The organism is Cupriavidus sp. 05T41 (assembly GCF_056396525.1).
This window is the reverse complement of the sequence record NZ_JBFTLQ010000135.1, coordinates 1-13537: the sequence shown is the minus strand read 5'-3', so window position 1 is coordinate 13537 and position 13537 is coordinate 1. Positions and strand designations below refer to the sequence as shown.

The window sequence follows — 13537 nt, the reverse complement described above, 5'->3', positions numbered from 1 at the left end:
GCGCTATCCGCACCGCCAACCTCACCCGTTCACCCCGCAACCCTTGTCCCGTCTGCTTTGCAGCCGCGCTTMGTGTTGCGAGGGAGCGAATATTAAGGCCCGCCCACGGTCCTGGCAAGCCTTTTCTTAAATCATTTTTTTATGGCGCAAAAGGCACTTCACGAAGGGCATCAAGACCAACCGGCAAACCCGGGCTCGACAGATATCAGAGCCAMTCCGTCGGCCAGCGCACGCGCCAGCCGCGGCAGGCCCATGACCACGGCGATCGGGCGGGAAGGATATCGACGTGCGGGTCCGCCCCCTCGAACGAAGCCAGGCCGAACCCRCCCGGCAGGAGCAGGCTTAACTCTGACTTAGAAAAGTCTCAGTTKGATTGGGTGCAGATTGCGCTATTTTTGCAAGCATCCTCGACACGCGCCGGTTGCCCAGCCTGACCTGCCGGCGCCTCAATCCAAATGGAAAGAACAGCGATGCGGCCCACGACAAACACCAAACAGACTTTCAAGCTTGCGGCTTCGCTCTGCCTCGTGATTCTGGTCCTTGGAAGCGCCTATGGCCTTTTCGGCCCCTCTGGCGCAGCCCACGCCACTAGTGCCGCAAACGCCACCCACACCAGCACCCCGCTTTCCTTACTGATGCAAGTCCTCGGCCCGATCGCAGCGATCCCCGCCCTGATTGGCATGTGGTCGCAGCGATTCCCCCTCGTTGGTGGCCTGGTGCTGTCCTGCCCCGCGATTGCGATATTGTTGCTGCACAGGTTCGTGATCGGCTGAACCGCCGCCGAGCAGGAACCAATGGCGCCTGCGAGCACCCAACCATGATCGCGGCTTTCGCCGCCATGTTGGGAAGTCATCATGAAGCACTCCGTGCGGGGACTGGTAGCTGCTTGCGCGTTGCTCGCCCTGATCAGCGGTTGTGCCAGCCAGGGCAGCGACGGCAGGGAATCGAGCATCACCACCTACGGCACACTCGACGTTGGCATTACTCGCAATAGCGAGAGATAGTGCGTAGTGCATACAGGATGCTGCTATCAAATCAGCCCGCATAAAAAAAGAGCCCGCAGTGCGGGCTCTTCAATTTAGCGATCTCAATTGCCCTGAAGGCCCCCGTAATCTAACCGTCATCTGGGATTTGTACTATCCGGGTAAACGGAAGGAAGCCGGATAAATCCGAGCGCAATATCGCCCGGTAAATATCGCCCGCAGTAAGCTGGCTTGCCTCACCCCAAAAAAAAGCCCGCACAAGGCGGGCTTAATAATCAGTTGAAGAAAGCCCTGTATTCGAGGGCAAGCACAGTGTATGAATTTGCAGCCCCCTCACGAATTAGGGGAATCCCTTTGCCATGAGGGCAAATCGACCTGCAAGCGAGGCCAAGTGGTCGTCGCTGCCCCTTCCGCTCTGACTGCATAAAAAGCCAGTTCGAAGTTAGAGGAAAGGCTCCAGGCAGGGCAGGCTCGTCTTCAGCCGCGGGCCGCCCGTTCAGGCTGCTTCGAGCGACGCGGCGCCCGGCCGAAGGTGCGCGCGCGCCTCTTCGAACATGGCGTCGACCCCCGCGCGGGTCCGCACCGCGTGCATGCGCCGCGCGTCCGAGAGCACCCGCCGCCACCCGCGCCCGCCGTGGATGCCCCGGTGCAGGCCAAGCATATGGCGTGTGACAGCACCCATATATCCCCCCTGCTCCACCAGGTCTCCGATATAGCGCTGCATCGCCAACTCCACCTCCAGCCGAGAAACCACCGGTGTCTGCGCACCATAGAAGCGCGTATCCATATCCGCCAGCACGTACGGCTGGTGATAGGCTTCCCGCCCGATCATCACGCCATCGACGTGAGCCAGGTGCTCATCCATCTCGTCGTGCGCCACGATGCCGCCATTGATCAGGATTTCCAGCCGCGGGAACTCGCGCTTGAGTTGGTAGGCCACCTCATAGCGCAGCGGCGGGATCTCCCGATTTTCCTTCKGGCTCAACCCCTTCAGGATCGCGTTGCGCGCATGCACGATGAAAGTCTCGCAGCCGGCCTCGGCGACCTTGCCGACAAAGTCACGCACGAAGTCATAGTGCTCGATCGTATCAATGCCGATCCGATGCTTGACCGTTACCGGGATCGACACCGCATCCCGCATCGCCCTCACACAATCCGCGACCAGCTCCGGTTCCGCCATCAGGCAAGCCCCGAATGCGCCGCGCTGCACGCGTTCGGAGGGGCAGCCACAATTGAGGTTGATCTCGACGTAGCCCCACTGCTCACCAAGTCTCGCGGCCGCCGCCAGGTCGGCCGGCTCGCTGCCGCCGAGCTGCAGCGCCACCGGCTGCTCCGCCGCGTCGAAGTCCAGGTGCCGCGCCACGTCGCCGTGCAGGAGCGCACCGGTGGTCACCATCTCCGTGTAAAGCCAGGTATGGCGGCTCAACTGCCGGTGAAACATGCGGCAGTGACGATCGGTCCAATCCATCATCGGCGCGACCGATATTCTCCGGCCCGTTGATTTTTCTGCGATTCCGACTCCAGCTTCGATTTGCGGGGAATTCTGAACGTATGCCATGACCTGCCGTTACTGCCTGTTTAGGCTCATTTTTGAGCTTGGGTGTTTCAATGTTGCGCCGAAAAAACCATGCTGCACCGAGGATTGTGGGCACCATTCTTCAGCGCGAACGCAAGGACGAGAGTATAGGTTAGACAGCAGTGATCCGCCTGAAGCGAGGCGGCAAGGCGGTGCTCACCGAAACGAAGACGTTTGACCGCCGCCCGGCCGCCGCGAACTGGATGGAAAAGCGCGAGCGGGAACTGGCGCAGCCCGGTGGGCTGGAAGCGGCACAACTGGATGACCCGCTGCTCAGCGCCGAGATTGACCGCTATATAAGAGAGTCTCGCAAAACATCGGCCGGACGAAGACCCAGGTGCCCGGCGCCATCAAGGCCGCCCGGATCGCGGTCGATGCATTGCTCGAAGATCGGCAGCCGGGAGATCATGCAGTTCGCGCAGAGCCTCGGCGTCCTCCCGCAGACGGTAGGTCGCCAGCGCGTTGGCCGGGGGTTCAAGTACATGTGCCCAACCTGTGGCACCTACGGCAGACAAATTTTGCGAAGCCCATCCTCCATAACAAGGACATCACCTACCTTGCGTGAGCCTCGTCCGGCACAACAGCCGTAGCCAGGCGTCGTAAGGTTTCCTCGATCGGAAGCGCGTACTCGAAGACCAGGTCCGCAGCTTCGCCTGCATTATCCAGATGAGCATGCGGCAGCGAGATATCACTAAGGGTGTCGCTGATCACCGCCACAATGTCCGGATCGTGCGGATACATCCAGGGCTTGTCGTTGGCATCCCGGAAGATCTCAACTTTGGCATAACTCTCTGCCCTGAAGCCTTCGACGATTACGAGGTCAACATTGCGGAGGTGCTGCAGCAAGCTGCTCAGCGTCGGCGTAGCCTGCTCCGTAAACTCGTGCATAAGTGCCCAGCGGACTGAGGACGCTACGAGCACCTCGCTTGCGCCCGCCTGGCGGTGTACGTATGAATCCTTGCCAGGTCGATCAACGTCAAACGCATCATGGGCATGCTTCAGCGTCGACACTGTCAGGCCGCGAGCCTTCAATGCCGGGATGACCTTTGAKATCAKGGTGGTTTTGCCGGCGCCGCTCGCTCCAGACAGTCCAATAACTCGCATATTCGCACTCGCAGTGACAACGCAGAAAACGTTATGTACTGGCGACTATAACGGTATGTGGCAAAGCCGTAAATATGAATCCGGAGTGCCGAATTGGCCGCCTGCAAGCATGAATTCGGGCGGAGCGCCTGGTGAGTGACACTCGCGCAAGTTATGCTGTGAGAGGCATAACTTTTCTAAAAAATTGGGCTGCCATGGCCGAAACAGCGCCCGAACGTCCTTATAAGCAGGCTTCCGCAGTAGTCGGTGGCGGACTTGTGGGTACTCTGGGTGGCCTAATCGGCCTCGGCGGCGCGGAATTTCGCCTGCCGCTTCTCATCGGTTTCTATCGCTTTGCGGCGCTGGAGGCGGTGATCCTCAACAAGGCAATGAGCCTCGTCGTCGTTGCTTTTGCCCTGCCGTTTAGGACGCAGGCAGTGCCCATCGCCGATGTGCTCGCGAACTGGCCGGTGATCCTGAACTTGCTMGCTGGCAGCATTCTCGGCGCATGGTGCGGCGCGAGCTGGGCTACACGTATGCGCTCGGAAGCCCTGTATCGAGTAATTGCAGTGCTGTTGGTCTGCATGGCCCTAGTACTTCTGACGAGCAACCACAGCGAGAGCCAGCACGCCATGCTTACCCCCGGCGCGCTGCAGGTCGCAGGCGGCGTCATTGCGGGCTTTCTCATCGGTGTAGTGGCCGCCGTCATGGGTGTCGCTGGCGGCGAACTCCTGATCCCGACGCTTACGCTTGTCTTCGGCGTGGATCTCAAGCTGGCCGGGAGTCTTAGCCTCGCCATCAGCCTGCCGACGATGCTCACGGCATTTGCGCGGTACAGCCGGGATCGGAGCTTCACCGTTCTCATCCGCCATCGAGCCTTTGCGGCGATGATGGCAGTGGGATCCATTCTTGGCGCGTATCTTGGTGGCAGATTGCTGGGCATCGTGCCGACGACTGTGCTGCTACCCCTACTCGCAGCGATCCTCGTCGTCTCCGCGGTGAAGGTCTGGCGCCACGCCTCCTGAGCGGCCAAAATCGTACTCGGAAGGCCGTTGTATCGCATCGCCCGGATCCTCGAGACCTTCCGCAAGGAAATCCGCGGCGAGCCTTGCATCGAGGAGCGCGAAGCCTGGCTGCGGGACTTTTTTGGACCACCGAATCAAGGCGCTTACACTCGCAAGAGAAACGGAAGGGACTAACCATGTGCGTCAACTACGCCCCGATCCAGCGCCAGGTGCTACGCGACATCTTTGGCATCGAGCCGCCGCCCGCGGAGTGGAAGGCMGAAACCTGGCCAGACTACCCCGCGCCGATCATCCGCGCGACCGAGGGCGGTGGTCGCGAATGCGCGGTCGCATCGTTCAGCATGGTGCCCAAGGCAAAGATTCCACCTGGTGCCCGCTACTATCCAACTGCGAACGCGCGCTTCGAGACGATCGGCAAGCTGAGTTCATTCGCCAAGCACTGGAAGGCCGGTCAGCTCTGCCTGATACCGGCGACATCCTTCTATGAGCCCAACTGGGAAACTGGCAAGGCGGTGCGCTGGCGCATCAGCATGGCGGACGGCGAGCCGTTCGCTATCGCAGGTCTCTGGCGCACCTGGCCGGATGGCGMCATCAGCTTTACGATGCCGACGCTCAACGCGGATAGCGACCCTCTCATGCGCCGGTTCCACAAGCCAGGCGACGAGAAGCGCGGGATTGTGGTCTTGCCGCGCGACACCTGGGCCGACTGGCTGTCATGTCGAGACCCCGAGATTGCCAGAACCTTCCTGCGATTGCTCCCGGCAGAGTTGATGGATGCCGAGCCGGCCCCCGTCACCCGAAATAAGGCCGCGCCCTCCGCACAGACAGACGATCGTCCCGGGGCGAGCGCGGAGCTGTTCTGACCCCGGAGAGGCTATTTCCCCTTCGGAGGGTTGTTCGGTGCTCCATCGACTCGAATTCCTTCGAGTGACCGCAGGTCGAGGCAAAGTAGTAGGCGCGAGAGCATGATCTGTGTCTGCTCGATGTGGTCTTCGATCTTGAAGCGCTCTTCTTCCGAGAGCGCTCCCCTGCCAATTGGCAGGTTGTATTCGGGGTCAGCCGTGCGCCAATCCGGGAGGCGCTCCTCAAGCTTGAAGGGGAGGGACTGGTGGAAACGCAACCGCGCCGTGGCGTGGTCGTTACGGTCCTGTCCACCGAAGACTTCGAGGAAATTCTGGCCATGCGCATGGCGTTGGAATCCCTCGCCATAGAGCACGCTGCAAAACATTTCACGCCGGAAGATGYCCAGGCCGCGCTTGCGATTGTCGAGCAGGGGCGCGTTGATATGCGCGCTTCACCCAGTGCGGATCCCGGCAAGGAATTTGACTCGAGATGGGGCGATCTGAATAGCGCCTTCCACCGTCGACTCTATGAGCCAGCGCGCTTGCCGCGCCTTCTCGCCAGCATCGAAAACCTCCAGCATCTGTTTATTCGCCATTTGCGAATGCGCATGCGCACCGCCGGAAAGGACGCTCCAGGCGACAGGGAACTTATGGGATCGTTGCACGAGAACTCAGAAGCCAACCTACAGGAATGGGCAACCGTCCTGGATGAGCATGAGCAAATGGTCCTGGCCTGTGCGCGTCACGACGCGCCGGCAGCGATCGCAGTGCTCAAGCGCCACATTTCCAGCCATGGGAGCGAATTGGTCAAGCGCATACGGGAAAGCAGCGCGAAATCTGCCTCCAACTAGGAGCGAGCAGGCGTTGCTTCGCGAGGCTTCATAGTTCATAGAACCGAACGACCGTAGTAGTCCATACAGCACAGCTTTGCGGGTCATATGCCTGCTTCCCATAGGTGAACGCCATTAGCGCCAGCCGAGGCCGGGCGCGACGTGCGTGAGAATCGATTCGATCATGTGCGCGCAATATTTCACACCCAATTGGTTAGGCACGGTGAGTAGCAACGTATCGGCCGCCGCAATTGCCTCGTCCTTTGCCAGTTCCGCGATAAGGACATCAGGTTCAGCGGCGTAATTTCGGCCAAAGATCTTTCTAACATCGTCGTCAAGAAAGCCGACGGTGTCGTTGCCCTGAGTGCCGCGACCAAAATACATCCGGTCCTGGTCGTTCACGAGCGCGAAGATACTCCGGCTGACCGACACCCGCGGCTCTCGTGTATGCCCAGCCTCTTTCCATGCATCACGGTAAGCGMGAATCTGCTCTGCTTGCTGGATATGAAGCGGACGGCCCGTCTCGTCATTCTTCAACGTTGAGGTCTGAAGATTCATGCCCATCCTCGCGGCCCACACCGCCGTTGCGTCGGAGCCTGAACCCCACCAGATGCGGTCGCGAAGTCCATCGGAATGCGGTTCGATTCGCAAAAGKCCCAACGGGTTGGGAAACATGGGCCTCGGATTCGCCTGCGCAAAGCCCTTGCCCCGCAGCACCTCATAGAAGACTTCCGTATGGCGGCGCGCCAGGTCAGCATGAGTCTCACCCTCGCCAGGCGCGTACCCGAAGTGGCGCCAACCGTCGATAACCTGTTMGCCTGAGCCTCGGCTGATACCAAGCTGCAGACGTCCGCCGGCAATCAGATCGGCTGCCCCGGCATCTTCCGCCATATAGAGCGGATTCTCGTAACGCATGTCGATGACACCCGTTCCGATTTCAATCCGACTGGTTCTTGCTCCGATCGCTGCGAGAAGCGGAAATGGAGATGCAAGCTGTTGCGCGAAATGATGGACGCGGAAGAAGGCACCATCCGCGCCCAGCTCCTCGGCGGCGACCGCCAGGTCGATGGATTGCAGAAGCACATCCGCCGCCGTCCGTGCCCGCGAATTCACGGAATCGGCCCAGTGGCCAAAGGAGAGAAAGCCAATCTTTTTCATAGTGATAGACGCGGCTATTTGGGCCGCTTCTCAAAGACATCCTTGACGATACGGAGCGCGCTAGAGTCGCCGGACCAAGCCGTGTAGAGCGCCAGTTGGGTCATGCCTTCCGATGCTTGCGCCCGGGTMAGCCCGTTGTTCATTGCTCGGTTCACGTAGAAGGCCAATAATTGTGGGCCACCTCCCCGCTCKGCCGAGAGACGATGAGAAAGGTTAAGCGCCGCCGCGACTATCTTCATCGGTCCGCGGCATGCCGGCCCCGGCCGTTTGCGGGCGGACAGCGTGGKCGTTCTCGCGGCCGGCCTAGACTGTGAACGAAGCGTTCTGAGGGAACAKGGCGCGCCGGGTTTCTTCGTCAAACTCGGATTTGAACTGGAGTTTTTCCTTCAGAGCCAGGGCACGGACGGCCGCTGGGCGTGCCGAGATTTCATCGATCAGACGCTTGACGTGCGGATAGTCCGTCAGACCCTTCTCGCCGAAGATATAGCCGGCGTAATTAGCCCAGCCCCAGAGTGCCATGTCGGCGATCGAATAAGTGTCGCCGGCGAGATACTTTGAGTCGGCGAGACGCGCATCGAGAACACGGTATTGGCGCTCGACTTCCTTCAGATAGCGGTGACGCGCATACGGCAGGGGTTCCGGCGCATGGTGCTGGAAGTGCACGGCCTGACCGGAGAATGGCGACAGGCCGGTCGCGACGAACAGCAGCCAAGAGAGCATCGCTGCATGCTGCGCCGGCGCGGACGGCATAAACTTGCCGTGCTTTGCACCCAGGTGCAGCAGAATGGCATGGGAATCGAATACAGCGACACCATCGTCGACAATGGYGGGCACTTTGCCATTCGGATTGATCTTCAGGTATTCCGGTTTGTGCTGCTMTCCCTTGAACGTATCGACAGCAACCAATTCGAATGGAGTTTCAAGCTCCTCCAACAKGAGCGCGACTTTGGTGGGATTGGGCGTCGGGTGGAAGTAAAACTGAAGCATGATATTTCCTCGATAGGGACATGAGATCAAGCGCAGCGCTGCAATGCTCTGCGAATCCACTCGGCAACCGACGCGATCCTCGGTACTACGCCTTGTATCGCAGGCAGGGCGGGCAAGTGAATCGCGAGCCAGTTGCCTTTGAGGCGGCTCCCGGATCGCGTAGAGAGATGGTGAACCGAAAGCCTTGATTTGCCGTACGATCTGCCCGATGGATACGTTCGACKGGATCGCACATGTTGTCTGACGACGAATTGGCCTTGCTGGAAGCCATTCGCGAAACCGGCAGCCTGTCGCGTGCGGCGGCGCGGCTAGGTAAGGCGCCGTCGACGATTTCGCATGCGGCGCGGCAACTCGAGGCGCGCTTCGACGCACTATTGTTCGATCGCCGCCACTACCGGGTGCAGTTGACGCCCGCGGGCCAGGTGCTCGCCGATGAAGCCGCGCGCCTGACACTCGACATGTCGCGCGTGACGCAACGCGTGCGGCAGATTGCGAGCGGCTGGGAAGATCGGCTCTGGATCGTCACCGACGAGATTATCGAATTTGAATTGCTGATGCCGGTGGTGCGCAGCTTCGACGCGCTAGATTCCGGCGTCAAATTGCGCTTTACGCACGAGGTCCTGGGCGGCACGTGGGAAGCATTGCGCGACGGGCGCGCGGACCTGATCGTCGGCGCGACCAATGAGCCCCCGGCGGTTCCCGGACTGCGCTGGTTCGAGCTCGGCGTGATTGAGTGGGTATTCGCAGTGGCGGCTCGTCATCCTTTGGCACGCGCTGAAGCACCGCTTGAGCGCGAGCAACTGCGCGCGCATCGGTCGGTAGTAGTAGCCGATTCGTCGCGCACGACAGCGGGACGCGCTTATGGCGTGATCGGTGGCCAGGCCATGCTAGCCGTGCCGAATATGCAAGCGAAGATACTCGCGCAGCGCGACGGCCTGGGCATCGGCTGGCTGCCGCGTCATCGCRTCGCGTCGTTGCTGAAAGATGGCAAACTGGTGGAGAAGGCGACAGCCGATCAGCGCGAGCCGACTGTGTCGTATGTCGCTTGGCGCGGCGATCGCGAGGGGCGCGCGTTGCAATGGTGGCTGGAACAGTTGCGGCACCCGCGCCTGGCCAGTCGATTGGTACACGGTGTGGATATGGCAATTGGCGCGTGAGGCGCGCGTGAAATGCATGCTTCTATACGGACTGCGCTGCGTATCGTGGGATCGTACGTGCCGCACTGGACGATAGGGTTTCGTGCGCGGTACGGCTGACAGCGGCGGGGAACGGGCCGGCCTGGCGGCATGATCTTAAGGTGCTCGCGAAGAAACACCACGTTCTTGCCGCCAAGCAGCGCGGCTMTTGTGGAAGGCATAGTGTTTCCCTAAAAAGAAAGCCATCCGAAGATGGCTTGGTGAATCGTGCCCGGCAGCGCAGGTCAACGCGCCGCTGCGGACCCAGCCTTACGCCGTGGCACTGGGACGGGCGGAGACGATCTCATGCCACCGCTTTACCGCGACATGTGTCTCGGGCACCGGCATCGCCAGCGCCTTCGTCGCGAAGTCGACGGCAGCGAGCGCGGTGATGTCGGCGGCGGAGAAKAGATCCCCCGCGACGAACGCGGCACGATCCAGTTGCGCCTCGATGTCGTCGTAGAAATTCGCGACCCGTTGCTTGCTGCGCTCGACCAGCGCCGGGATCTGGTCGTACCCATGCGGGCCGGAAATTGCGCGCCCTTTGAGTCCCGCGGCGGCATTGCGAACGCCCTCCATCACGGCGGCGAACCCCTCGATCTCCATGCGCCGTTCCCACATCGCGACGACGGCCTTGTCTACCGCCGTCGTGCCATACAGCGATGGCAGCGCATGGGCATCGTCGAGATAGCGCATGATTGTCGACGCCTCGCCGATGACCGTACCGTCGTCGAGCACCAGGGCCGGGACGACGCCGCGCGGATTGATCGCGCGATAGGCTTCCGAGAGTTGCTCCCGCGTGCCGAGATCGACCGGCACGAGTTCCACTTCCAGTCCCTTTTCCGCAATCAGCATCCTGACGCGACGCGAGTTTGGCGAGCCGTTGGCATGATAAAGCTTCATTGATATCTCCGATTAGAGTTTCGAGCCGCCGTCGACGCGCAGCGTCTCGCCGGTAATCCATCGGGCCCGGTCGGATGCGAGAAACTCGATCGCCGCGCCGATGTCGTCGGGTTCGGCCATGCGTTTGAGTGCCTGCATGCCGAGCGTGAAGGCCCTGCCCTCCTCGCTCCTGGCGAAGCTGGACATCTCGGTCGGCACCACGCMAGGTGCCACCGCGTTGACGCGGATGCCGCGCTCGCCAAGGGCCGAGGCGAAGTGCTTGACGAGCGTGTCGATGGCGCCCTTGGTTGCCGAATACGCCGGCAGCGCGCCCACGGCGGCATGCGCCGCGAGCGACGACAGCAGCACCACGCTGCTGCCTTTGCACATGACCGGCAGCAACTGCTGGACGAGGAAGAACGGAGCCCGCACGTTCACCGCGAACAGGTCGTCGAAGTCTTCCACCGTGGTCTCCTCGATGGTCGCCGCGCGCGAGATTCCGGCATTGGCCACGAGGATGTCCAGCCGGCCACCGATAACTGCGCGCGCTCGCTGTGCAAGCGCATGGGGACCATCGTGAGCACGCAGGTCGGCGGCGATCTTCTCGGCCTTCCCGCCGAATGCGTGGATTTCGGCGACGACCGCATCCGCGTCGCGCGCCGCCTTTCCGTAGTGAACCAGCACCTGCGCGCCGGCCCTGGCCAGCGCAAGCGCGCTGGCGCGGCCGATGCCTCGCGATGCGCCCGTCACGAGCGCGGTCTTACCAGTCAGCGTGTTCATGATCTGTGACTCCCTTGTTCAGTTGTTCCGAGAATGCGCATCGCGTGTATCAGCCGGCGGTCTTGCCGCCATCGATGGTGAGAATCTGGCCGGTGACAAACGTCGCGCCTGCGGACGCGAGATAGATCACGGCCGCGGCGATGTCTTCCGGCTTGCCGAGGCGAGCCAACGGTACGCCACTGGCCAGCGCCGCTTTGTTCTCGGGCGTCCCCGTGAAGCGGTCGAGCATGCCGGTTTCGGTGGGTCCGGGTGCCACTGCATTGACGCGCACCCCGGTGCCAGCGACTTCGAGTGCCGCCGACTTGGTGATGCCTTCCACCGCATGCTTGCTACCCGCATAGACCGCGGCATAGGCCGCGCCTTCGTGACCATAGGTCGACGAGATGTTGATCACGACCCCGGAACGCTGCGCCGTCATGACGCGAAGCGCGTGCTTGAGGCTCAGCAATGTGCCCAGCACATTCGTGTCGAACGTGGCCGTATAGCTTTCCGCGGTCTGTTCGGTCAGCGGGCCCGGCCGGCCTTCCGTACCGGCATTGTTGACGGCGACATCCAGACGGCCGAAGCGGGACACGGCCTGATCGACCAGATGGCGCACTTCCTGGTCGTGGCGCACATCGGCCTGCACGAAGAACGCATCGGCGCCGAGCTCGCGTAGTTCGGCTTCGAGTGCGGCACCTTCGGCGGGCCGGCGGCCCGAGACGACGAGATTCACGCCAGTGCGAGCGAATGCAAGCGCGGTGGCACGACCGATGCCGGTCAGTGCGCCAGTGATGAGAACGACGGGACTGCTCATGGGAAACTCCTGTAAGGTATCGCTGTCCAGCATGGATAAGGTTGCGTGGACAGTGGAACGGGGTTGCTGCAGGGACCAATCTAGGGTCTTCCGGCGCCCATGAAAAAKACTTTGTAAGCTTGTGGGCATGCCTGCCAGGCATGGGGCTGATGGAATTGAGACATCTTCGGTACTTCATCGCGGTCGCGGAAGCCGGCAGCCTGACCGAGGCCGCGGCCAATCGGCTGCATACTTCGCAGCCCTCGCTAAGCCGGCAGATCCGCGATCTCGAGGAGCAGGTCGGCGTCGAATTGCTGCGCCGCAGTGCGCACGGCGTGGCGTTGACGGATGCAGGCCAGGCCTTTATCGACCATGCGCGGCTGGCCATGGCACAGGTCGACGCCGCGGTGGAAGCGGCCCGCCGCGCGGCACGACCTGCCAAGCCGCGCTTTGCACTCGGCTTTCTGACTGGCCAGGAGATGACATGGCTGACGGACGCCATGCACTTGCTGCGCGCAGAGCTGCCGAATATCGAGGTKAGCGTATCGAGCGACTACTCCACGGAACTGGCCGCCGCGGTGGCCCATGGCAAGCTCGACGTCGCCTTCATGCGCGCCGAGCCCGGGTACGACCTCGAATACAAGGTCATTGCCCAGGAGCCGCTGGTCGTGCTGATGCCGAGCGACCATGCATTGACCGCGCGCGACGCGCTGCGTGCGGAGGATCTCCGCAACGAGCCGTTCATCGCCATGGGAGACAAGGCGAAGGTGCTGCGGGGGGTCGTCGATGCTTATCTGGCCAGTTCGGGCGTCGAGGTCGAGATCGCGCAAAGCGTCGATAATCCGGCCATGGTGATGTCGCTGATCGCATCGACCCGCGGCATGACGCTAATCCCGGMTTATGTGGAGAACCTGATGCCGTGGTCGGTGGTCAGCCGGCCGCTGACGGGCGAAATCCCGACCATTGATCTCGTCGTCGGGTATAGCCCGAGCAATGCCGCGCCAACGCTTGCGCTGTTCCTGTCCCGGCTCGATGAACTGAGATCKAGGATCGCCGGGCGCGCCGGACAGTGAACGGCGCCGATTCCCGGGGTGCAAGCGCATGCCAGGGCGCGCAATACCGTGCAATCCTTCGGCCGGGGCACTGGTAGTTGCCAAGCGGGAAGATCCGGCACTGCGTGTCTGGACGCAGTGCCGGCTGTCAAAGCCACAGGTCACGACCGTGGAAACCGCAGGGTTTCCACGAGGCGCGACGCGTGTCGCTCAGACCTTGGCGTGGGTAGCAGCCCATTGCGAAGGATTGACATCGATAGCCAGTCCGAGGCCGGAGCCGATCACGCCGACGTTGTTGAGCGTGTTGACGTTGATGCTCTGCAGCTGGGCGATGTTCTGGTTGACGTTGACATTGACGTTGGCCACCGGGCCCAGTCCCTGCATCCAGG

At 61.8% G+C, this 13537-nt stretch carries 13 protein-coding genes; 6 read left to right on the top strand and 7 right to left on the bottom strand.

All coding sequences use genetic code 11. The annotated features are described in order from the left end of the window. The first annotated feature begins 470 nt into the window (after window positions 1-470). Entirely contained in the window at window positions 471-773 is a 303-nt protein-coding gene (locus tag AC1DKV_RS38490; protein ID WP_441624212.1) for a hypothetical protein, read from the top strand. 706 nt (window positions 774-1479) lie between these two features. Here AC1DKV_RS38490 and dusA read toward each other — a convergent pair. Together dusA and mobB are read right to left on the bottom strand one after the other, a co-directional pair. Beyond that, window positions 1480-2541: a tRNA dihydrouridine(20/20a) synthase DusA gene (gene dusA, locus AC1DKV_RS38485; protein WP_477139535.1), complete on the bottom strand. Its 1062-nt coding sequence runs from the start codon at window positions 2539-2541 to the stop codon at window positions 1480-1482. A gap of 570 nt (window positions 2542-3111) precedes the next feature. Then, window positions 3112-3663 carry a molybdopterin-guanine dinucleotide biosynthesis protein B gene (mobB, locus tag AC1DKV_RS38480; protein ID WP_477139534.1) on the bottom strand — a complete coding sequence of 184 codons (552 nt, stop codon included), beginning with the start codon at window positions 3661-3663 and terminating at the stop codon, window positions 3112-3114. A gap of 131 nt (window positions 3664-3794) precedes the next feature. Here mobB and AC1DKV_RS38475 point away from each other — a divergent pair, with 131 nt between their 5' ends. The 3 genes from AC1DKV_RS38475 to AC1DKV_RS38465 all read left to right on the top strand — a co-directional run bounded on the left by AC1DKV_RS38475 (window position 3795) and on the right by AC1DKV_RS38465 (window position 6360). Continuing rightward, window positions 3795-4667 (top strand): sulfite exporter TauE/SafE family protein, encoded by an 873-nt coding sequence (locus AC1DKV_RS38475; protein ID WP_441624206.1) that lies wholly within the window; start codon window positions 3795-3797, stop codon window positions 4665-4667. Between the two features lie 176 nt (window positions 4668-4843). Next, window positions 4844-5530, top strand: a complete 687-nt coding sequence (locus AC1DKV_RS38470; RefSeq protein WP_477139533.1) for an SOS response-associated peptidase — start codon at window positions 4844-4846, stop codon at window positions 5528-5530. Between the two features lie 122 nt (window positions 5531-5652). Beyond that, complete coding sequence (locus AC1DKV_RS38465; protein WP_477139532.1) at window positions 5653-6360, top strand: GntR family transcriptional regulator; 708 nt, start codon at window positions 5653-5655, stop codon at window positions 6358-6360. 114 nt (window positions 6361-6474) lie between these two features. Here the strand turns inward: AC1DKV_RS38465 and AC1DKV_RS38460 are convergent, their stop codons facing one another. Then, window positions 6475-7497, bottom strand: a complete 1023-nt coding sequence (locus AC1DKV_RS38460) for an LLM class flavin-dependent oxidoreductase (RefSeq protein WP_477139531.1) — start codon at window positions 7495-7497, stop codon at window positions 6475-6477. 303 nt (window positions 7498-7800) lie between these two features. Beyond that, complete coding sequence (locus tag AC1DKV_RS38455) at window positions 7801-8484, bottom strand: glutathione S-transferase family protein (RefSeq protein ID WP_477139530.1); 684 nt, start codon at window positions 8482-8484, stop codon at window positions 7801-7803. 233 nt (window positions 8485-8717) lie between these two features. On the opposite strand from AC1DKV_RS38455, the gene AC1DKV_RS38450 reads away from it, so the two are divergent. Then, window positions 8718-9641, top strand: a complete 924-nt coding sequence (locus AC1DKV_RS38450) for a LysR family transcriptional regulator (RefSeq protein ID WP_477139529.1) — start codon at window positions 8718-8720, stop codon at window positions 9639-9641. Window positions 9642-9929: 288 nt separating this feature from the next. On the opposite strand, the gene AC1DKV_RS38445 is transcribed toward AC1DKV_RS38450, so the two are convergent. The 3 genes from AC1DKV_RS38445 to AC1DKV_RS38435 are packed head-to-tail and all read right to left on the bottom strand — an operon-like array spanning window position 9930 to window position 12117. Continuing rightward, entirely contained in the window at window positions 9930-10562 is a 633-nt protein-coding gene (locus AC1DKV_RS38445) for a glutathione S-transferase family protein (RefSeq protein ID WP_441624192.1), read from the bottom strand. Window positions 10563-10574: 12 nt separating this feature from the next. After that, window positions 10575-11321 carry an SDR family NAD(P)-dependent oxidoreductase gene (locus AC1DKV_RS38440; protein WP_477139528.1) on the bottom strand — a complete coding sequence of 249 codons (747 nt, stop codon included), beginning with the start codon at window positions 11319-11321 and terminating at the stop codon, window positions 10575-10577. Window positions 11322-11370: 49 nt separating this feature from the next. Further along, a complete protein-coding gene (locus AC1DKV_RS38435) occupies window positions 11371-12117 on the bottom strand; it encodes an SDR family NAD(P)-dependent oxidoreductase (RefSeq protein WP_441624188.1) in 747 nt (248 codons plus the stop codon). Between the two features lie 149 nt (window positions 12118-12266). Between AC1DKV_RS38435 and AC1DKV_RS38430 the strand changes: the two genes are divergently transcribed. After that, entirely contained in the window at window positions 12267-13169 is a 903-nt protein-coding gene (locus AC1DKV_RS38430; protein WP_477139536.1) for a LysR family transcriptional regulator, read from the top strand. Window positions 13170-13537 lie beyond the last annotated feature (368 nt).